Genomic DNA, 19,847 nt, shown 5'->3' on the forward strand with positions numbered 1-19,847 from the left:
AGAAATTTGGGTCTGAACCCGACGCAACCTGCGACCGCAAACAGTGCTGAAACCCTGCTCGAGTTTCACGACAACCGGCTGCTGATCGACCTGTGCGGACCGCACGACCGCTATCTGGCCCGGATCGAAGAGGCGCTGAAGGTGCATATCCTGCGCCGCGGCAACCTGTTGTCGATCGTCGGCAATCCGGATGCTCAGGCCGAGGCCGCGCAGGTTCTGCGCGCGCTTTATGCCCGGCTGGAACAGGGCCGGCCGGTCGAAATGGCCGAGGTGGATGCCGCCCTGCGCATGGGCATCGATCCCGTGACGGAAAGCCCCAGCCCCGCCGAGCAGCTCGAGATGTTCCAGACCGGCCCGATCGAGCTGCGCACCCGCAAGAAAACGGTCGAGCCGCGCACCGACGCGCAAAAGGACTACGTGCGCAACCTGTTTGCCAACGAACTGGCCTTTGGCATCGGCCCGGCCGGCACGGGCAAGACCTATCTGGCGGTCGCGGTCGGCGTCACCATGCTGATCGGCGGCCATGTGGACAAGATCATCCTGTCGCGCCCCGCCGTCGAGGCGGGCGAGCGTCTGGGCTTTCTGCCCGGCGACATGAAGGAAAAGGTCGATCCCTACATGCAGCCGCTTTACGACGCGCTGAACGATTTCCTGCCCTCGAAGCAGATGCAGAAGCTGATGGAGGAAAAGCGCATCGAGATCGCGCCCCTGGCCTTCATGCGCGGCCGCACCCTGGCCAACGCCTTCGTCGTCCTGGACGAGGCGCAGAACGCCACCACCATGCAGATGAAGATGTTCCTGACCCGCCTGGGCGAGGGCTCGCGCATGGTCATCACCGGCGACCGCACCCAGATCGACCTGCCGCGCGGAGTTCATTCCGGCCTGGTGGATGCCGAGCGCATCCTCAAGGACATCAAGGGCATCAGCTTCAGCTATTTCACCGCCAAGGATGTGGTGCGTCACCCTCTGGTGGCCCGTATCATCGAAGCTTACGATGCCGAGGCCGAGGCGGCCCTGGCGCGGGGCGAACCGCCGGACGACCGCGGCCAGCGCCTTGCGCGTCGCGAGCCGCGGCCGCTGATGCGGGGGCAGGGCGATGCTTGAGGACATGCCTAGTGACGAAATCGTCGACATCGTGATCGAGGATGACCGCTGGGAGGACGCCGGCCTGCCGGAAATGGCCGAGCGTGCTGCGCGTGCCGTCGGCGAATGGCTGGATCTGGAGCGATTCCAGATCGTGGTGATGGGCTGCGACGACACGCGCATCGCGGCGTTGAATGCCGAGTTTCGGGGCAAGCCCACGCCGACCAATGTGCTGAGCTGGCCGGCATCGGAATTCGAGCCCCGCGACCCGGGCGCCCATCCCGAACCGCCCCCCGACGAGGAACTGGGCGATATCGCCATTTCCTTCGACACCTGCGCGCGCGAGGCGCAAGCGCAGAACAAGCCTTTTGCCGACCATGCCACCCATCTTCTGGTTCATGCCATGCTGCATCTGGCGGGCTATGACCATATTGATGACATGGACGCGGAAACAATGGAGGATGCCGAGCGTTCCATTCTTGGCAAGCTTGGCATCCCCGACCCTTATCTGGAACCTGACCGATGACAAACGACCGAAGTCCCGACACGCCCGTATCCGCTGACCCGGCATCCTGGCCGGATGGCAGCAGTGGCGATGGGCGTGAACAGCCTGCGACGCGGGGGCTTCTGGGGCGGCTTCTGGGGGCGCTTTCGGGCGGCGAACCTGAAACCGAGCCCGCCAGCACTGTTGCGCGCGGCAGTGCCGGCGGCACAGACAGGCCCGATATCCTCAACCTTCGGCGCATGCGTGTGGATGACGTGGCTGTGCCCAGGGCCGAGGTGGTGGCGGCGCCGGTCACCGCCAGCCTGCCTGAACTGGTCGAGATGTTCCGCGAACACGGATTTTCACGGATCCCGGTGTATCGGGGTTCGCTGGACACACCTCTGGGGATGATCCATCTCAAGGATCTGGCCTTGAAATATGGTTTCGGCGCCGAACCTCCAGTCCCCTTTGCCCTGCGCCCGATGTTGCGTCCCCTTCTGTATGTGCCCCCATCGATGTCCATCGGCGTGCTGCTGCAACAGATGCAGCAAAAGCGTATTCACATGGCCATGGTGATCGACGAATACGGCGGGGTTGACGGGTTGGTCACCATCGAGGATCTGATCGAACAGGTCATCGGCGAAATCGAGGATGAACACGACGAGATCGAGGCCGGGTTGTTCGTGCTTGAGGCGCCCGGCCGCTGGCTGATCCAGGCGCGCACCCCGCTGGAGGATGTCGAGGAGGAAACGGGCGTGCGCCTGCTATCGCCCGAGGACGAGGACGAGATCGACACTCTGGGGGGGCTTGTGTTCATGCTGACCGGACGGGTTCCGCAACGCGGCGAGGTCGTCCAGCACGAAAGCGGCGCGGTATTCGAGATCCTTGAGGCCGACCCTCATCGTGTTCACCGGCTGCGCATGATCGTGCCCCAGCCCGCGCCCTCTGGCGACGAAGCGGGTTAGCCCGAACGCGGGGCGGGTCTGAGCTGATGCCGATGCTCCGGCAGGTTCATCATCATCGCCTGCCCGGCATGTTCGCGCGGAGCAGTGTGGCTAAATCCCATGCGTTCGAGCCAGCGCCGTGGCCCCGAGGCAAGGACCGTGTGCCCCTGCACGTCCTGCAATGCCGCACGCAGCAGCGCGGTGCCCAACCCGCGCCCGCGCAGCGCCGCATGCACGCACAGCGCCGCCACAACCAGCGCCGGGGCGGGGGTGCGCTGATGCGTCATCATCAGAAAGGCGATGATGACCCCGGCCGCCTCGACCAGCAGCGCATGTGCCGCCGGCCCATGTGCAGGGGCAGCGGCGCTGCTTGTCGTCCTGGACGGGTTGCGGCCGAGCAGGCGTTCTATGCCGGCCGCATCTCGCGCTTGTGGTGAACGGATCATGGGCAAGGGCGTGCTACGGATGAAATCGCGCTGGATGCCATGACTTTCGCGGCCCCATCGACTTGCGCGCAGTCGTTGGCGGTGGGCCTGAAAGGCGGCGTCATCGGCATAGAGTTCCGACAGATGCCAGACCAGCGGATCGCTTTGCTGCCACAGGTCGAAACGCAAATTGCCGGGCTCGGCTCGGGACAGGGGAACATGCTCGGCCAACAGTTCCGAGGCAAGCGCTGCCTGATCCACGCTGTTGCAGATCAGCCGACCCTCAAGCGCAACCAGGGGTGGTTCGATCGGAGCGGCTCGGACCTCATTCGGCGGCGCGTGGCTGGCGGGACGTCGAGAAGGGGGCATCGGTTGTTCCTGCGCAAGGGATGGTCGGATTTGACTGGCAGCGATAACCCTGCGTCCATTGCTGACGCGGCGTCACGATGCCTGACTTCGGTGTCTTGTTCCATTCAACCCCTTCTGGGGGATTGCTGGCAAGCCGTCGATCACGACGCCGTGCATGCGCGCTGCTGGAATTTGCGCCCAGGGCTGGAACGAAGCGGGCTCTGAACCGTTGTTATCCCGAAATCGCCTTTGCTGAGGAAAAGGACATTCCAATGGCACATGAAGTTACCGCTGACGACCTGAAACACGCCGCCCGCAATGCCGCCGAGGACGCCGGAAAGCACGCCCGCAACGCCGCCGAAGATGTAGGCAAGCACATGCGGGATGCGGCCGACGATCTGGGCAAGCACGCACGCCGCGCGGCCGAAGATGCGCAGGACACGCTGGAAACCGCAAAGCAGCGCGGTGCCGAACTTTATGAAACTGCGCGCGACAAGGGTGCCGAATTAGTGGAAGCCGCCAAGGAACGCGGCCATGAATATGCCGAGCGCGCACGTGACGAAGCCCGTCGTCTTTATCGCGAAGGCGAGCGCCGCGCCGGTGAAGTGGCCCAGCACGCCGAGGAATACTATGACGAGGTGTCCAGCATGGTCCGCCGCAACCCCGCGCAGGCGCTGGGGATCGCGGCCGGTGTCGGCTTCCTTCTGGGCCTGATCATCGCGCGGCGCTGAAAGCGATGTTCAACTATACCCGAAACATGCAGCTTGCCCTGAGTGACAAGCTGCGGCGCGCCGGCCTTGGTGCCGGCGCGGTCGGGGCAGTTGTCGTCGGCGTGGGCTTTCTGATCTCGGCGCTGTGGATCTGGTTGGCGCATCACCTGCACTGGGGGCCGTTGGGCGCCTCGCTTGCGATTGGCGCGACATTCGTGGCTGTGGGCCTGATTGCCCTGGCTGGCGCCCGTCGTGAACGCCACCCGATGCCGACAACGGATGACCTGAAATCCGAGGTCGCCCAGAACCTGACGCTGTTGGCCGATCAGGCTGTGGATCGTGCAACCGGTGTTGCCGATGCTGCGATCAATCGCGCCAGCGAGGCTGCCAGCCAGCTGGTCGAGCGAACGGGGCAAAAGGTTCATTCGGTCGCCGACACGCTTGCCTACAAGGCTGACCTGCTGGCCGAACGCGCGGAATCGCGCGTCGTCGGGAGCGCGCGCCGCAGCGGCGAAGCGATCATGGACCGCTTGGGCATCGCCCCGCAAACCCTGCGCAAGGCGCAGGACGGGCTGAGCCGCGGGGGAAAATCCAACGCCGCTACGCTTGCGCCCTTGCTGGGGGCGTTTGCGGTGGGCATGACGCTTGCGTCGCGCTTTCAGGACTGGCGTCATCGCGACGAGGTCGACGACTGGCACGATGCCGACGACGACTGGCCGGATTACCGTTAGAGACACGAAAGCCCGCGAGATCATCGCGGGCTTTTGCAAAATTCACAAAGCGAATCAGGCGTTTGCTTCGCGGATCTTGTTGGCGGCGTCCTTGTCGTAAGCCACACCCGCCTTGTCGAACAGCTGGTCCAGTTCACCCGACAATGTCATTTCGGTGACGATATCGCAGCCGCCCACGAACTCGCCCTTGACGTAAAGCTGGGGAATGGTCGGCCAATCGGAAAAATCCTTGATCCCCTGGCGAATATCGGGGTCGGCCAGCACGTTGACGTCGCGATATTCGACATTCATGTAATTCAGAACCCCGGCCACGCGGCTGGAAAAACCGCATTGAGGCATTTCCTTGGTGCCTTTCATGAACAGCACCACATCGTTGTTGTCGATGGTTTCCTGAATCTGCTGACGCGCATCGGTCATCTGGGTCTTCCTTGATAGGGCGGCGCGGGCGAAGGCGTCGCTGATGTGACTTATTCCGGGGCCTTGGTGGTCAGCGCCAGCGCATGCAGCGCCCCGTTGGGACCGTCCATGCTGCCCTGCAAGGCCGCATAGACGGCGCGTTGCTGCTGCACCCGGTTCTGGCCGCGAAAGCTTTCATCGATCACCTCGGCGGCATAGTGGTTGCCGTCCCCCGCCAGGTCGGTGATGGTGATCCGGGCGTTCGGAAATGCGGCGCGGATCAGCGCCTCGATGTCCTGAGCTTCCATAGCCATGGCTGGTCCTTTCACTGATGCTTCAGATGTAGGGGAAGCCCGCCCGGCCCGCAAGGTGGCCGCGGCCGCATCAGGGGTTGATCAGGATCGGGGTGCCGTCCTGCACCATGGCATAGATTTCCTCGACCTCGGGATCGGTGACGGCAATGCAGCCCACCGTCCAGTCCCGGTTGGTGCGGGAAAGCACCCGACCTTCGGGCCCCTGGCCATGGATGAAGATGTCGCTGCCGGCGCTGCGCCCCAGCGCGGCTGCGGTCGCGCTGTCCTGGGCATTCGGGTATGAGATGCCCAGCGACAGGTGATAGCGGCTGTCGGGGTTTCGCCGATCTATGTAGTAAAGCCCCTCGGGGGTCTTGCCGTCGCCCTCGAACTGCTTGTGCCCGACAGGAAAGGTGCCAAGGCCGATGCGATAGGCCTTCAGCACCGTGTTGCCGCTGTAAAGCAGCATCTGCCGCTGGCTCTTGTTGACCACGATTTGCGTGACCGGCGGCCCGGAATAGCTGCGGAACTTGCTGGGCGCACAGGCCGCAATCGTCAGCATCAGTGCCACGGCCACGAAACGTGCCAGCCAGCCAGTCATGCGCCTGTCCCCATGTTGCTTTTGCGGGCATCTTGCCTGTCGCCTGCCGGCGGGGCAACCGCCCGGCCGGTCACGAAATCGGGAAATGACCTTTGGGGCGTGGCAGTTTTGCCATGGCCCGCCACGCAGTAGCGTTTTTCTTTTTGCGACGGGAATTTTGACCGCTATTCAGGCCCCATGAACGCCGATGACGAACATCCGTTGCGCTATGCGCTGGTCAATGAACTGCACGCCCGGCCCTCGCCGCGGCTGAAGGCGCCATGCACGGCCGTCTATCTGGCCTTCAAGGAGCCTGGCGATGCGGCAAACCGTGACCGAGGGCGCGATGTCGCGCATCTGGCCGATCTGTGCGGACGTCACGGCGCGCCACGGCCCGATACCAGCGCCGGCCATTACGCCGCGCAACTGGGGCGTCACAGCCTTCGCTGGGAAAGTCACACGGAATTCGTGACTTATGCCGCCTTTTCGCCCGGTTTGCCGGTGCGCCCTTTCGACCCGTCGGCCGCAGACATTTTCCCGCGCGACTGGCAGCATGTCGCACCCGGCAAGCGCATCGCGGCGGTGATGATGCAGGTCGATTTCCTGCCCGAGGATCCGGCAGAGATCCTGCCGCGACTTTCTGAATGGTTCGCTGCGGACAGTCTTGCTACCGTCTGGGTGCTGGAGGAGGCGGCCGTCGTCGCAGGCGATTTCCGCATCGACCCTGCCGGCTGGATGCGCTTTGCGCTGTTCGTCAAGCCGGGCACGCAAAGCGGCCGCATCGGACGCATCGTCCAGCGGCTGCTGGATCTGGAAACCTATCGTGCCATGTCCATGCTGGGGCTGGGGCGCGCCCGGCAGCTGACCGAACAGCTGAACGCGCTGGACCCCCAGCTGACCGACATCGTCCAGAGCATGACCGATGACGCGCGTCCGGCCGAGGCGGTCCTGCACGACCTGCTGTCCGTATCGGCCCGGTTGGAAAGCGCCGCGACCCAGCACGCGTTTCGCTTTGGCGCCACCACGGCCTATGAGGCAATCGTGATGGACCGTGTTGCTTCGCTGCGCGAAACCCGGTTCATGGGCGGGCAGATGCTGACCGAATTCATGGCGCGGCGTTATCTGCCGGCAATGCGGACGGCGAAATCGGCAGAACGCCGGCTTGCTACCATGCTGGACCGCAGCGAACGCGCGGGCGAACTGCTGCGCACCCGCGTCGATGTCTGGCGCGGGGCCCAGAACCAGGAACTGATGCAGCGCATGGATCGGCGCGCCGACCTGCAGCTGCGGTTGCAGCACACGGTCGAGGGGCTTTCGGTGGTGGCGATCAGCTATTATGCCGTCGGGCTGCTGGGTTACGCGCTGTATCCGCTGGCCAAGGTCATCCATATGGACAAGGCCTTGCTGACCGCGATCCTGACGCCTGTGGCGGTCATCTGCGTCTGGCTGGGCATGCGGCGCATCCGCGCCCGACTACATGACGGCACCCATGAACATCATTGATTTTCATAAGATTGAAAGGGGAACTTGATGCGACTTATCATCTCTTTGGTGGCGGTCATGTCGCTGACCGCCTGCAATGTTCCGCTGGTGCCGTTGATCTGATGGCGGGGCAGTTGCAGATGTATGGCCTTGGCCATTGCTCAACCTGCCAGAAGGCGCAGGCCGAGCTTGAGGCGGCGGGCTGGCAGGTCAGCTTCCGTGATGTGGCCAAGGAGCCGCTGTCGCAAGCGGAATGGACCCGGATGATCGACGAATTCGGCGATAAGATCGTGAACCGTGCCAGCCTGACCTGGCGCGGCATGTCCGAGGATGAGCGCGGCGGCACGCCGTTGCAGATGCTCGCGGCGAAACCTTCGCTGATGAAGCGTCCCGCCATTGTCCAGGGCGACCAGCGGTTGCTGGGCTGGACGGCGAACGTCAAGCGGGCGCTGGGCGTCAGCGCCTGACGGCGGCCGCCTCGCCGCCGGCTGTGCCGGCGGGGTCCGGGGCGGTCAGGCCAAGCTGCACCACCAGATCGGTGGCGGCGTCGCGCGGCATCTGTCGCAGCAGGCCGGCGGCGCGCATCATCTCGGCTGTGCGTTGCAGATCGCCATGATCCAGCCGCCCGGTGTCGGACATCGTCGGCGCAAGCCGGGCGATGATCCGGGTCTGGCGCTGCAGGGTCTGGGGGTCGGCATCCTCACCCAGCACCAACCGGGCGGCAGCCTGCGGATCGGCGGCGGCCTCGCGCCAGCCGCGCAGGCTGGCCTGCAACAGCCGCGCCAGCATGTCGCGGAATTCCGGCCGCGCCAGATCGGGCGCCAGGGCATACAGCCCATCCTCGGGCAGGGCGGCGCCCTGTGCCTGCGGGTCCAGCACCGTTATTGCCGGATCGTCGGGCAACGGGTCATGGTCAAGGCTGCTGACACAGGCCGCCTGCCGGTGCCGCAGCATCTGGGCGGGGTCGGACCATTGCCGCATCAGGCCGACGCCGGTCAGGCTGTCGTCAACCGCCAGCCCCAGGCGGTGCAGCCAGACCAGCAGTGGATATTCGCCCCCGCCGAACCAGTTGCCGATGCTGCGTCCGCGCAGATCGGGGGCCGAAACGACGCCGGCATCGCGCAGGCAGGTCAGCCGAAAGGCGGGCTGGCGCTGCATCTGCGCCAGATTGACCACCGGCAGGCCGTTTTCGCGCGCGACCAGCGCGACCGGCAGCCATTCGACCGCGACATCCGCCTGACCGCGGGCGAGCGTTTCAAAGGGATGGTTGTCCTGGGTCGGGGCAGGCCGCAGATGGACCTGCAGCCCCAGATCCTGAAAATAGCCGCGCTTCTGCGCCAGCACATATCCGGCGGATTCGCCAAGGCCGGGGCCGCGCAATTGCAGCGTCAGCGCCTGGCCATGCGCGGCCAGCGGCGCCACCGCCAGCAGCAGGATCATCAGCAATCTTGTCATCACCGGGCCATGGTTAGCCGCCACCCCCGCAGCCCGCAAGCCGCCCCGGCGCACGTTGCCGCGAGCGCGTGGTGCCGGTCAGTCCCGCCTAGCCGCGGGCATAGACATCCTCGTAGCGCACGATGTCGTCCTCGCCCAGATAGGCGCCGGTCTGCACCTCGATCAGCACCATGGGCACCTTGCCAGGGTTTTCCATCCGATGTACGGCCCCCAGCGGCACATAGATCGACTGGTTTTCGGTCACCAGCGTCACCGTGTCGTTGACCGTCACCCGCGCGGTCCCCGACACCACGATCCAGTGTTCCGAGCGGTGGAAATGCGATTGCAGCGACAGCGCGGCGCCGGGGTTCACGACGATGCGCTTGACCTGAAAGCGGTCGGCCAGGGCCAGGGTCTCGAACCAGCCCCAAGGCCGGTGGTCGCGCAGAAAGCTTTCTGCCTGGCGCGCGCCTTTGGCCTTCAGCGCGCTGACGGCCTTGCGCACGTCCTGGGCGCGATCCATGCCGGCGACCAGCACGGCATCATCCGTGGCCACCACCATCAGGTTGTTCAGGCCGATGCCGACCACCTCGATGCCATGATCCTGCGATCGCAGCAGCACGTTGTCGCAGTCAATCGCCGTGGACTGGGCATCGACGACCACGCCCCGCGGCGCGGGGGCCGCGATCTGCGCCTCGCGCCAGACGGCGTCCCAGCCGCCCAGATCCGACCAGTGACCGGAAAAGCGCACGACCGACAGGTTGTCGGCATGCTCCAGCACCGCGTAATCCACAGACAGGTCGGGCAGGCGCTCCCAGGGTTCGGGGGCCAGCCGCAGAAAGCCCAGGTCGCTGCGCGCCTCGGTCAGCGCGGCCTGGACGGGGGTCAGGAATTCCGGCGCATGGGCCTGGAAGGCGGCGACCATGGCGCGGGCCTGGAACAGGAAGATGCCGGCGTTCCACAGGAAGCTTTCCTGGGCAATCATCCGGGCGGCGGTTTCCGCATCGGGTTTTTCGACAAAACGTTTCAGCACCAGCGGGCCTTGGCCCTGGCCCTCGGCCTCCATATAGCCATAGCCGGTTTCCGGGCGGGTTGGGGTGATGCCGAAGGTGACGATGCGGCCGGCCCGCGCCGCCTGCAGGCCCAGATCGACGGCCCGGCCAAAGGCCTCGGCATCCGGGACCACATGGTCCGAAGGCGCGACCAGCAGCACCGCATCGGGGTCATCGGCCAGCGCGTGCAGCGCGGCGGCCAGAATCGCCGGTGCGGTATTGCGGCCGGCGGGCTCGATCAGGATGGCGGCGGCGCGAACGCCGATCTGGTCCAGCTGTTCGGCCACGATGAAGCGGAAATCGGCATTGGTCATCACCAGCGGCGCGCCGTAGCGATCGCCCGACAGCCGCCGGGCCGAGGCCTGGAACAGGCTTTCCTCGCCGATCAGCGGCGCGAACTGCTTGGGAAAGCTTTTGCGCGACACCGGCCACAACCGGGTGCCGGAACCGCCGGCCAGTAGCACTGGGGTAATCGTCATCAACACTGCACTCCATCGGGCGGGCGATTCCGGCCCCAGTATTTCCCGCGTCGCGTTCCCGCGCAAGTTGCGCTAGATGCCGCTCGGCCACGGTCATCGCTTAGCACGCGGGCCGGTGCGGCGCAAAGGCCGCTCAATAGCCCAGGGAGCGGTCCACCTGATACAGCAGCGGCGCCCCGCGCATGGCCCGGCGCAGGTTTTCGGCCACCACCGGGGCCGCCGTTTGCGGCCGGGTCTCGGCCGAGACATGCGGCGTCACCGTGACCCGGGGATGTCGCCAGAAGCCATGTTCGCGGGGCAGGGGCTCGGTGCGGAACACGTCCAGCACGGCATGGTCCAGATGGCCGCGGTCGAGTGCGGCGATCAGTGCCTCGTCATCGATCAGGCTGCCGCGACCGGCATTGATGATGGTCGCGCCCTTCGGCAGCAGCGCCAGCCGCTCGCGGTTCATAAGGTTGCGGGTCTGTGGCGTGTCCGGCAGCAGGCAGACCAGGATCTGCGCGCCCGCCAGCGCCGCCCCGAGGTCGTCCTGTCCCAGCACCCGCAGCCCGGCAATCGGGCGGGCGCGGCGCGACCAGCCGGTGACCTGAAAACCCAGGTGGGCGAGGGCGCGCCCGACCGCCGCGCCCAGTTCCCCCAGGCCCAGAACCGTGACCCGTCTTTCGCTGGCCAGCGGCGGCGTCAGCGCGTTGCGCCATTCGCCGTCCTGGGCATAGCGGTCCATGCCCAGATGCGACCGCAAGACCCAGCCCAGGCAGTATTCGGTCATGCCTTGCGCAAGGCCGGGATCGACCATGCGGCACAACGGCTGGGTCAGGGTCGGGTTGTCGATGATGCGCTCGACCCCCGCCCACAGGCTTTGCACCAGCCGGGCGCGCCGAAACGGGGTGAAATCCAGCGCGGCCCCATCCTGCGGATAGCCGGGCGCATAGATCAGCGCGTCGAAATCCTCGGCCGGGCCGTCGCGGCACAGCTGCATTTCCGGGCAGGCCGCGCGCAGCGCCGGCGCCCAGGCGTTCCACAACCGATCCGGGGCGGCAAACAGCACCTTCATCCCCGCCGCCTCATCCGCGCGGCCGGTGGACATGAGCCGATTGCAGGATGCCGAACCCCATCAGCAGGATCATCAGCGATGTTCCCCCATAGCTGACCAGCGGCAGCGGCGAGCCCTTGGCCGGCAGCATCCCCATGACGGTTGCCATGTTGATCGAGAAATACAAAAAGAACGTGCCGGCGATGCCGATGGTCAGCAGGCTGGCAAAGCGGTCGCGGTTGGTCAGGGCGGAATGCATGCAGAAGCCAAGGATCAGCACATACAGCAGCAACAGCGAGCCCGCGCCGACAAAACCGAACTCCTCGGCCAGCGAGGTAAAGATGAAATCGGTGTGCTTTTCGGGCAGGAAGTTCAGTCGCGATTGCGTGCCCTGCATGAAACCGCGCCCCGACCAGCCGCCCGAGCCAAGCGCAATCTGTGCCTGGGCGATGTTGTAGCCCGCCCCCAGCGGATCCGATCCGGGGTCAAGAAAGGTGTCGATGCGTTTGAACTGATAGTCGTGCAGCAATTGCCAGTCGGTGCCACGGCTTTCCATTACCGCGGTGACGCCAGCGACCACGATGGCGATGACGGCGGCGAAATACCACAGGCTGACGCCGGCCGCGAACATCACGATGCCGCCGCCCGCGATCAGCATGATCGAGGTGCCCAGGTCGGGCTGCATCAGCACCAGGCCCGTGGGCAGCAGGATCAGCACCACCGGGACCAGCACCCAGAACGGGCGCGAGACCTTGTCCACCGGCAGCCAGTCGTAATAGGCCGCGAGGGTCATCACGAACGCGACCTTGGTCAGTTCCGAGGGCTGGATTCGGATGGGCCCAAGCACCAGCCAGCGCTGCGCGCCCATGCCGATGTCGCCCATGATTTCGACCAGGACCAGCAGCAGTACGCAGACCACATAGGCCACAACCGCGATCGAGCGCCAGAACCAGATCGGCACAAAGGCCAGGGCGAACATCAGCACCATGCCGACGGCAAAGCGTTCCATCTGCGGCATGGCCCATTTGTCGATGTCGCCGCCCGATACCGAATACAGCATCAGAAAGCCGATGCAGCTGACCGCAGTCACCAGAAACACCACCGGCCAGTTCAGATACAGGATCTTGCGCCAGCCGGTCGGCGCCTGGGCCATGTGATAGTCAAGATAGCTCATGCCTTGGCGCGCTCGGTCGATTGGGGGGTGCTGGGGGCCAGGTTCATCCGCGACCACATTTCCTGCACCTTGGCGCGTTCGCTGTCGGGATAGGCGGTGATCGGCGGCAGCCCGCCCGCCAGCGCGTAAAGCAGGATGTCGCGGGCAATCGGCGCCGCGGCCGTCGAGCCGCCGCCGCCGTGTTCGACCACAACCGACACCGCATAACGCGGCATCTCATAGGGCGCGTAGCAGACGAACAGCGCATGGTCGCGCCGGTTCCAGGGCAGTTGATCGTTTGAAATCACCCCGCGCGCGCGTTCGGCGGCGGTGATGTTGCGCACCTGACTGGTGCCGGTCTTGCCCGCCATCTGCCATTCGGGGGCAAGGATCCGGCTGCGCCTGGCGGTGCCGTGGCTGCCGTTCATCACCGCATCCATACCTGCCCGCGCGGTGCGCAGGTTCAGGGGGTTTATGTCGAGGTCGGGCCATTCCGGCACCGGTTGCGTCACCCCGTCGATGGCCCGCACCAGCCGGGGCTGGACCGCCCGGCCGGTGGCGATGCGCGCGGTCATGATCGCCAATTGCAGAGGCGAGGCCAGAACATACCCTTGCCCGATCGAGGCGTTGATGGAATCGCCCAACTGCCATTCCTGATTGTATTTCGCCCGCTTCCAGGCGCGGTCGGGCGCGATGCCTTCGGTGATGGCCGACATCGGCAGGTCGTGGCGCACGCCGATGCCCAGCTTGCGCGCCATGGCCGCAATACGGTCGATGCCCACGCGCTGGGCAAGTTCGTAATAGAATACGTCGCAGGACTGCTCCAGGCTCTGGATCGCATTCACGGTGCCGTGGCCGCCCCGGCTCCAGCAGTGAAAGCGGCGTCCCGCGACCTGCAAGGATCCCGGACAATAGAAGCGCGAACCGGGATTGATCACCCCTGCCTCGAGCCCCGCCAGCAGGGTCACCATCTTGAAGGTCGAGCCCGGAGGATAGGCCCCCTGAACTGTCTTGTCGGCCAGGGGGCGATGGTCGTGGTTCATCAGCGCCCGATAATCCGGGCCGGAAATGCCGCGCACGAACTTGTTGGGATCGAATACGGGCGATGAGGAAATGGCCACGATATCGCCATTCGTCACGTCGATCACCACCGCGGCCGCGCTTTCCTCGCCCAGGCGCTGGGTGGCGAAATTCTGCAAGCCCGCGTCCAGCGTTGTCTGGACGGTCGCACCCTGCTGTCCCTCTTGTCGCGACAGTTCGCGCATCTCGCGCCCGGCGCTGTTCACCTCGACCCGGCGGGCGCCCGCCTTGCCGCGCAGCACCTCTTCCAGCTTGGCCTCCATGCCGACCTTGCCCAGCTGAAACTCGGGCAGGCGCAGGACGGGATCGGGATTTTCGATCTTGGACAGATCGTAATCCGATACCGGGCCGACATAGCCAAGCACATGGGCGAAGTCGCCGGCCCGGGGATAGCTGCGCGACAGCCCCGCCTCGGGCGTGACACCGGGCAGGGCGGGCGCATTGAGCGCGATCGAGGAAAACTCGGCCCAGGTCAGGCGGTCGGCCACCATCACCGGGGTGACGGCGCTGCGCTTGCGGATTTCCTCGAGCAGTTCGGCGGCGCGGCGGTCGGTCATGGGGATGATCTGGCGCAGCCGGGCGATCACGGCCGAGACATCGCCGGCCTCTTCTCGGGTCAGGGTAACGCGGTAATTCTGTTCGTTGCCGGCAATGATGGTGCCGTTGCGGTCGAGAATCAGCCCGCGGGCCGGCGGCAAGAGCCGGATCTTGATCGAGTTGCCGTCGGAAAGCATCCGATACTGATCGGCATGTTCGATCTGCATCGACCGCAGCTTCAATCCCAGGACGCTGACGACTGCGGCCTGTATCGCGCCCAGCATCAGAACCCGGCGGGTGATGATGCGGCTGCTTTCGCTGACTTCGCGTTCGGACTTGCGCATGATTACCGCAACCTCGCCTCGCGTTCGGCAGGATTGCGCGACAGGCCGGGGATGCGCCCGATCAACAGCGCAATCAGCGGATAGGCCGCCACCGTTGCGATCCAGTGCAGCAGCACCTGGCCCAGGCCGACCGTCGGAAGGAAGAACAGTGTCAGGATAAACCGGTTCAGCACCATCAGCACCGCAATCAGCATTGCCACGCGCCACCATTCAATCACGAATGGAAGATGCCGCCAACGCGGTTCACGCCTTCGTGCGGATTCGCTGGCCAGCACGACCAGGGCCGCCCCCAGACCGGGCGGCCGCAGGAACAGCAGATCCTCGATCAGATACAGCGCGGCAATGGTCAGCACCGGGATCTGGTCGGGTCGGCGCAGCACCCACGCCAGCGTCAGGCACAGACCCAGGTCCGGGCCGGGCCAGGCTATCCGGCCCGGCGCCAGAGGCAGCAGGCGCGCAAAGACAATGGCCATGAACAGCAGAACGAACAACGCCTGCCCAAGCAGGCGCTGCCGGCGAAGCGGCTCAATCATCCGCGCCCTCTTCGGCGGGGGCGGCTTCGTCCACGCTGGCCATCGGCGGCATGGGCGGACCGATGAAATCCGCGGCCGGGGGCGGGATCAACAGGCCGCTGTCCGAAAGACGCTCGGCCGGGTGACTGCGCAGCACGCGCAGAAACTCCAGCCGCCCATAATCGGCAGCCAGGCGCACCCGCAGGCGGCCATCGCTTGCCATGACGACCTGACCCACAGGCAGACCCGGAGGAAAGACGCCGCCATCGCCAGAGCTGATGACCCTGTCCCCAGGGCGCAGGTTTTCCGGGCTTTCGATGAATTCCAGCGCCGGCAATGCCGAATTGTCGCCGCTGAGCAGCGCGTGCTGGCCCGAGGGCAGGATCGTCACCGGGATGCGGCTTGACGGATCGGTCAGCAGCATCACCCGGCTGGTTGTCTGTCCCACGCCCGAGATGCGGCCGACCAGTCCCAGGCCGTCCATGGTGGCCCAGCCGTCCAGAATGCCGTCGCGCGCGCCGACATTCAGCAGCACCGACTGCCGAAAGGCGGTGCCGCTGTCGGTCAGCACCACCCCGGAAACCGATGTGAGCGCCGGATCGATACGAACGTTGTTCTGTGCCAGCAGCTTGGCGTTTTCCTGTTCCAGCTGCACCGCGGCCTCTTTCCAGGCGGCCATCTTCTGCAATTCGCGGCGCAGTTCCTGGTTCTGTTCATAAAGCCGGGCATAGGACTGGAACCCCGCCACCATGCGCGACAGCTTGGTGACCGGGCTCATTACCCATTCCATGCTGGGCACGAAGCGATCGACAAAAGCCGCGCGCATGCGCTCGGCCCTGGGGCTGTCGATCTTCCAGAACAGAAAGATCGCCAGCAGCACCAGCACCAGCAGCGACACCAGGATGCGCCGGACCGGGGCGGCGTAATCGGGGCCCTTGCGCGGCATTGCCCGGCGATCAGCTGTCGTAATCGATGACGTGGCGCAGCTGCTTTTCGAACTCCAGCGCCTTGCCTGTGCCCAGCGCGACGCAGTTCATCGGCTGGTCCGCCAGGCTGACCATCAGCCCGGTCTGTTCGCGCAGCGCCAGATCCAGTTCGCCCAGCATCGCCCCGCCGCCGGTCAGCATCACGCCGCGATCGACGATATCGGCGCCCAGGTCGGGGGGCGTCGCCTCCAGCGCGACCATCACCGCCTCGCAGATCTGCTGCACGGGTTCGGACAGCGCCTCGGCCACCATGGCCTGGCTGATTTCCATTTCCTTGGGGATGCCGTTCAGCAGATCGCGTCCGCGCACCATGATCGTGGCGCCGCGGCCGTCATCGGGCATGCGGGCGGTGCCGATCTGGGTCTTGACCCGCTCGGCGGTGGCCTCGCCGATCAGCAGGTTGTGGTTGCGGCGCAGATAGTTGATCAGCGCCTCGTCCATGCGGTCGCCACCGATACGCACCGAGCAGGCATAGACGACATCGCCCAGCGACAGCACCGCCACCTCGGTGGTGCCGCCGCCGATGTCGACCACCATGCTGCCGGTGGGCTCGGTGATCGGCATGCCGGCACCGATGGCCGCCGCGATCGGTTCGGCGATCAGGCCTGCCTTGCGCGCGCCGGCGGACAGCACCGACTGGCGGATGGCCCGCTTTTCGACCGGGGTGGCGCCATGGGGCACGCAGACGATGATCTTGGGCTTGGAAAAGCTGGTGCGCCGGAACACCTTCTTGATGAAATGCTTGATCATTTCCTCGGCGCTGTCGAAATCGGCAATCACGCCTTCGCGCATCGGGCGGATGGCCTCGATGCTGCCAGGGGTGCGGCCCAGCATCAGCTTGGCGTCCTCTCCCACGGCCAGGACCTGTTTCTTGCCGTCCTTGACGTGATAGGCCACGACCGACGGCTCGTTCAGGATGATGCCCTTGCCCTTGACGTAGATCAGCGTGTTCGCCGTGCCCAGGTCGATCGCGATATCGGTGGAAAACAACCCGCCAAAGGCCATGTGACTATCCCTTCTGCCGTGCCTGCCCGCGACGGCCGTTTCTGCCGCCCTTTGCGAGCGGCAATTGCCCGATTGCCCCGGCGAGTCGCCCCCCAGGGTGGCCGAGATATATGCTGTCACCCAAGGCGGGAAAACCCGAAATTTACCATGATCGCGCGTTGTGGCGGTGCCCCGCTTGACCGGTCGGACCTGCCCGCTAGGCTGGCCAGGCGACGATCTGAACAGGGACCGACATGGGCGACAGCATCGTGGGAATCTGCCGGTTCTCGTTTCTGGGTCGCTGCGACTGGGTCGGCACCGCCGGTCTTGACCGGTCTGGTCCCGACATCCTGGCCCGGCGCAAGGCCATGCTTTATGCGCCCGAACGGCTGGAGCGCCGCTTTGCCGCCTTTGAGACGATGTGCCTGCCCTCGGTCCGGGCCCAGACCGACGCGGATTTCCAGTTCTGGGTGCTGACCTCGCCCGAATTGCCGCAACCGTGGATGCAGAGGCTGCGCGATCTGTGCGCGGGGGTGGCGCAGATCCGGGTGATCGTGTCGGATCGGCGCGACACGCAGAACGCGCTGCGCGATCACCTGCGCGCGGCGGCCGATGCGGCGGGCGGGCGGCCGGTGATCCAGTTTCGCGTCGATGACGACGACGCCGTCAGCCGCCATCATGTGGCCCGACTGCGCCGCCATGCCCGCCGCATGGAGGACCTGCCGGGCTTTGCCATCAGCTATCCGCAAGGGCTGGTGCTGGGCAGTTATGGGGGCGAGCCGGTCAGCTACTGGCGCGCGCATCAGCCCTTTCTGGGCGCGGGCGCGGCGGTGCGCATGCGCGGCCCGGGGCGCTGCATCCATGCCTTCGACCACTTCCAGTTGCCGCAACATTTCCCCGCCCTGACCGATGTCGAGGGGCTGGGCTACGTGCAGACGCGCTGGGACGAAGGCGATTCCGTCGCCACTATCGTCGCCCGTTTTCCCAGATGGTTCCGGCAACTGTCGCCCGAATCCTTCCACGATGCCCTGGCCGAGGATTTCCCGTTCCTGCGCGGCGCCGATCTGGGCTTTGCAAGGCGAAAGGGGGCGGCCTGATCGCCGCCCCGCCATCCGCGCGCCAGGGCCGCGCGGTCAGTGTGAATACATGCTGACCTGTTTCGCGTCGGCGCCTTCGCCGACCATCTCGCGCCGCACCTTCAGCCGGTTCAGCGCCCCGACATAGGCCTTGACGCTGGCCAGGATGGTGTCGGTGTCGGCGGCCTGACCCGTCACGATGCATCCGTTTTCCTCCATCCGGACGCTAACGGTTGCTTGGGCATCGGTGCCTTCGGTGACGGCATGCACCTGATAGAGCTGCAGCCGCGCCTCATGCGGCCAGATCGCCTTGACCGCGTTGAAACAGGCGTCCACCGGTCCGTCACCGGTCGCGTGGACGGTCTTTTCCTGATCGCCGACGATCATGGTCAGGTCGGCCGACTGTCCGTCGCTGCCGCAGACCACGCGCAGATGCTTGACCTGCAGATAGTCGTGGTCGGTATTGGCGGCGCTGTCCTGCATCAGCGCGACCAGGTCGTCGTCGTAGATTTCCTTCTTGCGGTCGGCCAGCGCCTTGAAGCGGACGAAGATGTCCTTGAGCTGGTTGTCGCCCACGTCATAGCCCAGGTCGCGCAGCTTGGCGCGCAGCGCCGCGCGGCCGGAATGCTTGCCCATGGCGATATTGGCCTCGTTCAGGCCGATGTCGGCGGGGCGCATGATCTCGAAGGTTTCGACGTTCTTCAGCACCCCGTCCTGATGGATGCCGGATTCGTGCAGGAAGGCGTTCTTGCCCACCACGGCCTTGTTGGGCTGAACCACAAAGCCCGAGGCCTGTGACACGCGCCGCGACAGGCCGATGATCTTGGTCGTGTCGATGCCGGTGGTGAAGGGCATGATGTCATGGCGCACTTTCAGCGCCATCACCACCTCTTCCAGCGCGGTATTGCCGGCGCGTTCGCCCAGGCCGTTGATGGTGCATTCGATCTGGCGGGCACCCGCCTCGACCGCGGCCAGGGCGTTGGCGGTCGCCATGCCCAGGTCGTTGTGACAGTGGGTGGCAAAGATCACAGTGTCGGCGCCGGGCACCCGTTCCAGCAGCATCCGGATCAGCGCGGCGGATTCGCGCGGCGCGGTATAGCCCACGGTGTCGGGGATGTTGATGGTGCTGGCCCCGGCCTTGATGGCGATCTCGACCACGCGGCACAGATAGTCGTGTTCGGTGCGGGTGGCATCCATGGCCGACCATTGCACGTTGTCGCACAGGTTGCGGGCGTGGGTCACGGTCTGCTCGATGCGCTCGGCCATCTGGTCCATGTCCAGATTGGGGATGGCGCGGTGCAGCGGCGAGGTGCCGATGAAGGTATGGATGCGCGGCTGGCGGGCGTGGCGCACCGCTTCCCAGCAGCGGTCGATATCCGGGATCTGGGCGCGCGCCAGACCACAGATTACCGAATTGCGGCTGCGGCGCGCGATTTCGCTCACGGCTGCGAAATCGCCCTCGGACGCCATGGGAAAGCCTGCTTCGATGATGTCGACGCCCATGTCGTCCAGCATGCCGGCGATTTCCAGCTTCTCGTCATGGGTCATGGTGGCGCCCGGCGACTGTTCGCCATCGCGCAGCGTGGTGTCAAAGATCAATACGCGGTTCTTGTCGGTCACGGTCGGAATCCTTCTTCGTGCTGATGTGCTCCGGGCACGACCCTGACTGAGCGGCGGCCCGGGGACCCGCTCAGCGCAGCG

22 protein-coding genes are annotated in these 19,847 nt (G+C 65.7%); 8 read left to right on the plus strand and 14 right to left on the minus strand.

Annotated features, from left to right (window positions below; all coding sequences use genetic code 11):
- The first annotated feature begins 6 nt into the window (after positions 1–6).
- From GB880_RS10045 to GB880_RS10055, 3 genes are read left to right on the plus strand one after another with little or no spacing between them, the layout of a single operon-like run.
- The gene (locus GB880_RS10045; protein WP_154492752.1) at positions 7–1,104 is read left to right on the plus strand and encodes a PhoH family protein; all 1,098 of its coding nucleotides are present in this window, start codon (positions 7–9) and stop codon (positions 1,102–1,104) included.
- Positions 1,097–1,609 (plus strand): rRNA maturation RNase YbeY, encoded by a 513-nt coding sequence (ybeY, locus tag GB880_RS10050; protein ID WP_195840774.1) that lies wholly within the window; start codon positions 1,097–1,099, stop codon positions 1,607–1,609. Before GB880_RS10045 ends, ybeY begins: the two co-directional genes overlap by 8 nt.
- The gene (locus tag GB880_RS10055) at positions 1,606–2,532 is read left to right on the plus strand and encodes a hemolysin family protein (RefSeq protein ID WP_263467106.1); all 927 of its coding nucleotides are present in this window, start codon (positions 1,606–1,608) and stop codon (positions 2,530–2,532) included. The genes ybeY and GB880_RS10055 overlap by 4 nt, the downstream gene beginning before the upstream one ends.
- Here the strand turns inward: GB880_RS10055 and GB880_RS10060 are convergent.
- A complete protein-coding gene (locus GB880_RS10060; protein WP_154492754.1) occupies positions 2,529–3,305 on the minus strand; it encodes a GNAT family N-acetyltransferase in 777 nt (258 codons plus the stop codon). The two genes, GB880_RS10055 and GB880_RS10060, sit on opposite strands and share 4 nt — an antisense overlap.
- 251 nt (positions 3,306–3,556) lie before the next feature.
- Here GB880_RS10060 and GB880_RS10065 point away from each other — a divergent pair, with 251 nt between their 5' ends.
- Both GB880_RS10065 and GB880_RS10070 read left to right on the plus strand, forming a co-directional pair.
- Positions 3,557–4,015, plus strand: a complete 459-nt coding sequence (locus GB880_RS10065; protein ID WP_154492756.1) for a DUF883 family protein — start codon at positions 3,557–3,559, stop codon at positions 4,013–4,015.
- 5 nt (positions 4,016–4,020) lie between these two features.
- On the plus strand, positions 4,021–4,725 hold the full coding sequence (locus GB880_RS10070; RefSeq protein WP_154492758.1) for a phage holin family protein: 705 nt from the start codon (positions 4,021–4,023) through the stop codon (positions 4,723–4,725).
- Positions 4,726–4,779: 54 nt separating this feature from the next.
- Here GB880_RS10070 and grxD read toward each other — a convergent pair whose 3' ends face one another.
- The 3 genes from grxD to GB880_RS10085 form a co-directional block, all read right to left on the minus strand.
- Positions 4,780–5,142, minus strand: coding sequence for a Grx4 family monothiol glutaredoxin (gene grxD, locus GB880_RS10075; RefSeq protein ID WP_154492760.1), 363 nt, complete (start codon positions 5,140–5,142; stop codon positions 4,780–4,782).
- Positions 5,143–5,192: 50 nt separating this feature from the next.
- Positions 5,193–5,435 carry a BolA/IbaG family iron-sulfur metabolism protein gene (locus GB880_RS10080; protein WP_154492762.1) on the minus strand — a complete coding sequence of 81 codons (243 nt, stop codon included), beginning with the start codon at positions 5,433–5,435 and terminating at the stop codon, positions 5,193–5,195.
- A gap of 70 nt (positions 5,436–5,505) precedes the next feature.
- Entirely contained in the window at positions 5,506–6,015 is a 510-nt protein-coding gene (locus tag GB880_RS10085) for a L,D-transpeptidase family protein (protein ID WP_154492764.1), read from the minus strand.
- A 177-nt stretch (positions 6,016–6,192) separates the two neighbouring features.
- Here GB880_RS10085 and GB880_RS10090 point away from each other — a divergent pair, with 177 nt between their 5' ends.
- A complete protein-coding gene (locus GB880_RS10090; RefSeq protein ID WP_154492766.1) occupies positions 6,193–7,497 on the plus strand; it encodes a DUF3422 family protein in 1,305 nt (434 codons plus the stop codon).
- Here the strand turns inward: GB880_RS10090 and GB880_RS10095 are convergent.
- Positions 7,491–7,634: a hypothetical protein gene (locus GB880_RS10095; protein WP_154492768.1), complete on the minus strand. Its 144-nt coding sequence runs from the start codon at positions 7,632–7,634 to the stop codon at positions 7,491–7,493. The two genes, GB880_RS10090 and GB880_RS10095, sit on opposite strands and share 7 nt — an antisense overlap.
- On the opposite strand from GB880_RS10095, the gene GB880_RS10100 reads away from it, so the two are divergent.
- Complete coding sequence (locus GB880_RS10100) at positions 7,617–7,943, plus strand: arsenate reductase family protein (RefSeq protein ID WP_154492770.1); 327 nt, start codon at positions 7,617–7,619, stop codon at positions 7,941–7,943. The genes GB880_RS10095 and GB880_RS10100 overlap by 18 nt on opposite strands.
- On the opposite strand, the gene GB880_RS10105 is transcribed toward GB880_RS10100, so the two are convergent.
- The 8 genes from GB880_RS10105 to GB880_RS10140 form a co-directional block, all read right to left on the minus strand.
- Positions 7,933–8,931 (minus strand): ABC transporter substrate-binding protein, encoded by a 999-nt coding sequence (locus GB880_RS10105; RefSeq protein ID WP_154492772.1) that lies wholly within the window; start codon positions 8,929–8,931, stop codon positions 7,933–7,935. The two genes, GB880_RS10100 and GB880_RS10105, sit on opposite strands and share 11 nt — an antisense overlap.
- Before the next feature lie 88 nt (positions 8,932–9,019).
- Entirely contained in the window at positions 9,020–10,441 is a 1,422-nt protein-coding gene (locus GB880_RS10110) for a mannose-1-phosphate guanylyltransferase/mannose-6-phosphate isomerase (RefSeq protein WP_154492774.1), read from the minus strand.
- Between the two features lie 133 nt (positions 10,442–10,574).
- Positions 10,575–11,528 (minus strand): 2-hydroxyacid dehydrogenase, encoded by a 954-nt coding sequence (locus tag GB880_RS10115; protein ID WP_229774335.1) that lies wholly within the window; start codon positions 11,526–11,528, stop codon positions 10,575–10,577.
- Positions 11,506–12,648 carry a rod shape-determining protein RodA gene (rodA, locus tag GB880_RS10120; protein WP_154492776.1) on the minus strand — a complete coding sequence of 381 codons (1,143 nt, stop codon included), beginning with the start codon at positions 12,646–12,648 and terminating at the stop codon, positions 11,506–11,508. The genes GB880_RS10115 and rodA overlap by 23 nt, the downstream gene beginning before the upstream one ends.
- Complete coding sequence (mrdA, locus tag GB880_RS10125; protein WP_154492778.1) at positions 12,645–14,588, minus strand: penicillin-binding protein 2; 1,944 nt, start codon at positions 14,586–14,588, stop codon at positions 12,645–12,647. The genes rodA and mrdA overlap by 4 nt, the downstream gene beginning before the upstream one ends.
- Positions 14,589–14,590: 2 nt before the next feature.
- On the minus strand, positions 14,591–15,121 hold the full coding sequence (locus GB880_RS10130; RefSeq protein ID WP_154492780.1) for a rod shape-determining protein MreD: 531 nt from the start codon (positions 15,119–15,121) through the stop codon (positions 14,591–14,593).
- A complete protein-coding gene (gene mreC / locus GB880_RS10135; RefSeq protein ID WP_154492782.1) occupies positions 15,114–16,046 on the minus strand; it encodes a rod shape-determining protein MreC in 933 nt (310 codons plus the stop codon). Before mreC ends, GB880_RS10130 begins: the two co-directional genes overlap by 8 nt.
- 10 nt (positions 16,047–16,056) lie before the next feature.
- Positions 16,057–17,091 carry a rod shape-determining protein gene (locus GB880_RS10140; protein ID WP_154492784.1) on the minus strand — a complete coding sequence of 345 codons (1,035 nt, stop codon included), beginning with the start codon at positions 17,089–17,091 and terminating at the stop codon, positions 16,057–16,059.
- Positions 17,092–17,324: 233 nt separating this feature from the next.
- Between GB880_RS10140 and GB880_RS10145 the strand changes: the two genes are divergently transcribed.
- Positions 17,325–18,167, plus strand: a complete 843-nt coding sequence (locus GB880_RS10145) for a glycosyltransferase (RefSeq protein ID WP_154492786.1) — start codon at positions 17,325–17,327, stop codon at positions 18,165–18,167.
- A gap of 36 nt (positions 18,168–18,203) precedes the next feature.
- On the opposite strand, the gene GB880_RS10150 is transcribed toward GB880_RS10145, so the two are convergent.
- The gene (locus GB880_RS10150) at positions 18,204–19,766 is read right to left on the minus strand and encodes a 2-isopropylmalate synthase (protein ID WP_263467108.1); all 1,563 of its coding nucleotides are present in this window, start codon (positions 19,764–19,766) and stop codon (positions 18,204–18,206) included.
- Between the last annotated feature and the right edge of the window lie 81 nt (positions 19,767–19,847).

The sequence above is a fragment of the Paracoccus sp. SMMA_5_TC genome, assembly GCF_009696685.2.
Lineage (GTDB): Bacteria > Pseudomonadota > Alphaproteobacteria > Rhodobacterales > Rhodobacteraceae > Paracoccus.

Coding starts and splice junctions, on each gene's coding strand:
- ybeY (WP_195840774.1), top strand. CDS start 1,097: ATGCTTGAGGACATGCCTAGTGACGAAATCGTCGACATCGTGATCGAG.
- GB880_RS10110 (WP_154492774.1), bottom strand. CDS start 10,441: ATGACGATTACCCCAGTGCTACTGGCCGGCGGTTCCGGCACCCGGTTG.
- GB880_RS10115 (WP_229774335.1), bottom strand. CDS start 11,528: ATGTCCACCGGCCGCGCGGATGAGGCGGCGGGGATGAAGGTGCTGTTT.
- GB880_RS10070 (WP_154492758.1), top strand. CDS start 4,021: ATGTTCAACTATACCCGAAACATGCAGCTTGCCCTGAGTGACAAGCTG.
- GB880_RS10100 (WP_154492770.1), top strand. CDS start 7,617: ATGTATGGCCTTGGCCATTGCTCAACCTGCCAGAAGGCGCAGGCCGAG.
- mrdA (WP_154492778.1), bottom strand. CDS start 14,588: ATGCGCAAGTCCGAACGCGAAGTCAGCGAAAGCAGCCGCATCATCACC.
- GB880_RS10065 (WP_154492756.1), top strand. CDS start 3,557: ATGGCACATGAAGTTACCGCTGACGACCTGAAACACGCCGCCCGCAAT.
- GB880_RS10105 (WP_154492772.1), bottom strand. CDS start 8,931: ATGACAAGATTGCTGATGATCCTGCTGCTGGCGGTGGCGCCGCTGGCC.
- GB880_RS10090 (WP_154492766.1), top strand. CDS start 6,193: ATGAACGCCGATGACGAACATCCGTTGCGCTATGCGCTGGTCAATGAA.
- GB880_RS10060 (WP_154492754.1), bottom strand. CDS start 3,305: ATGCCCCCTTCTCGACGTCCCGCCAGCCACGCGCCGCCGAATGAGGTC.
- GB880_RS10145 (WP_154492786.1), top strand. CDS start 17,325: ATGGGCGACAGCATCGTGGGAATCTGCCGGTTCTCGTTTCTGGGTCGC.
- grxD (WP_154492760.1), bottom strand. CDS start 5,142: ATGACCGATGCGCGTCAGCAGATTCAGGAAACCATCGACAACAACGAT.
- rodA (WP_154492776.1), bottom strand. CDS start 12,648: ATGAGCTATCTTGACTATCACATGGCCCAGGCGCCGACCGGCTGGCGC.
- GB880_RS10130 (WP_154492780.1), bottom strand. CDS start 15,121: ATGATTGAGCCGCTTCGCCGGCAGCGCCTGCTTGGGCAGGCGTTGTTC.
- GB880_RS10140 (WP_154492784.1), bottom strand. CDS start 17,091: ATGGCCTTTGGCGGGTTGTTTTCCACCGATATCGCGATCGACCTGGGC.
- GB880_RS10095 (WP_154492768.1), bottom strand. CDS start 7,634: ATGGCCAAGGCCATACATCTGCAACTGCCCCGCCATCAGATCAACGGC.
- GB880_RS10055 (WP_263467106.1), top strand. CDS start 1,606: ATGACAAACGACCGAAGTCCCGACACGCCCGTATCCGCTGACCCGGCA.
- GB880_RS10080 (WP_154492762.1), bottom strand. CDS start 5,435: ATGGCTATGGAAGCTCAGGACATCGAGGCGCTGATCCGCGCCGCATTT.
- GB880_RS10085 (WP_154492764.1), bottom strand. CDS start 6,015: ATGACTGGCTGGCTGGCACGTTTCGTGGCCGTGGCACTGATGCTGACG.
- mreC (WP_154492782.1), bottom strand. CDS start 16,046: ATGCCGCGCAAGGGCCCCGATTACGCCGCCCCGGTCCGGCGCATCCTG.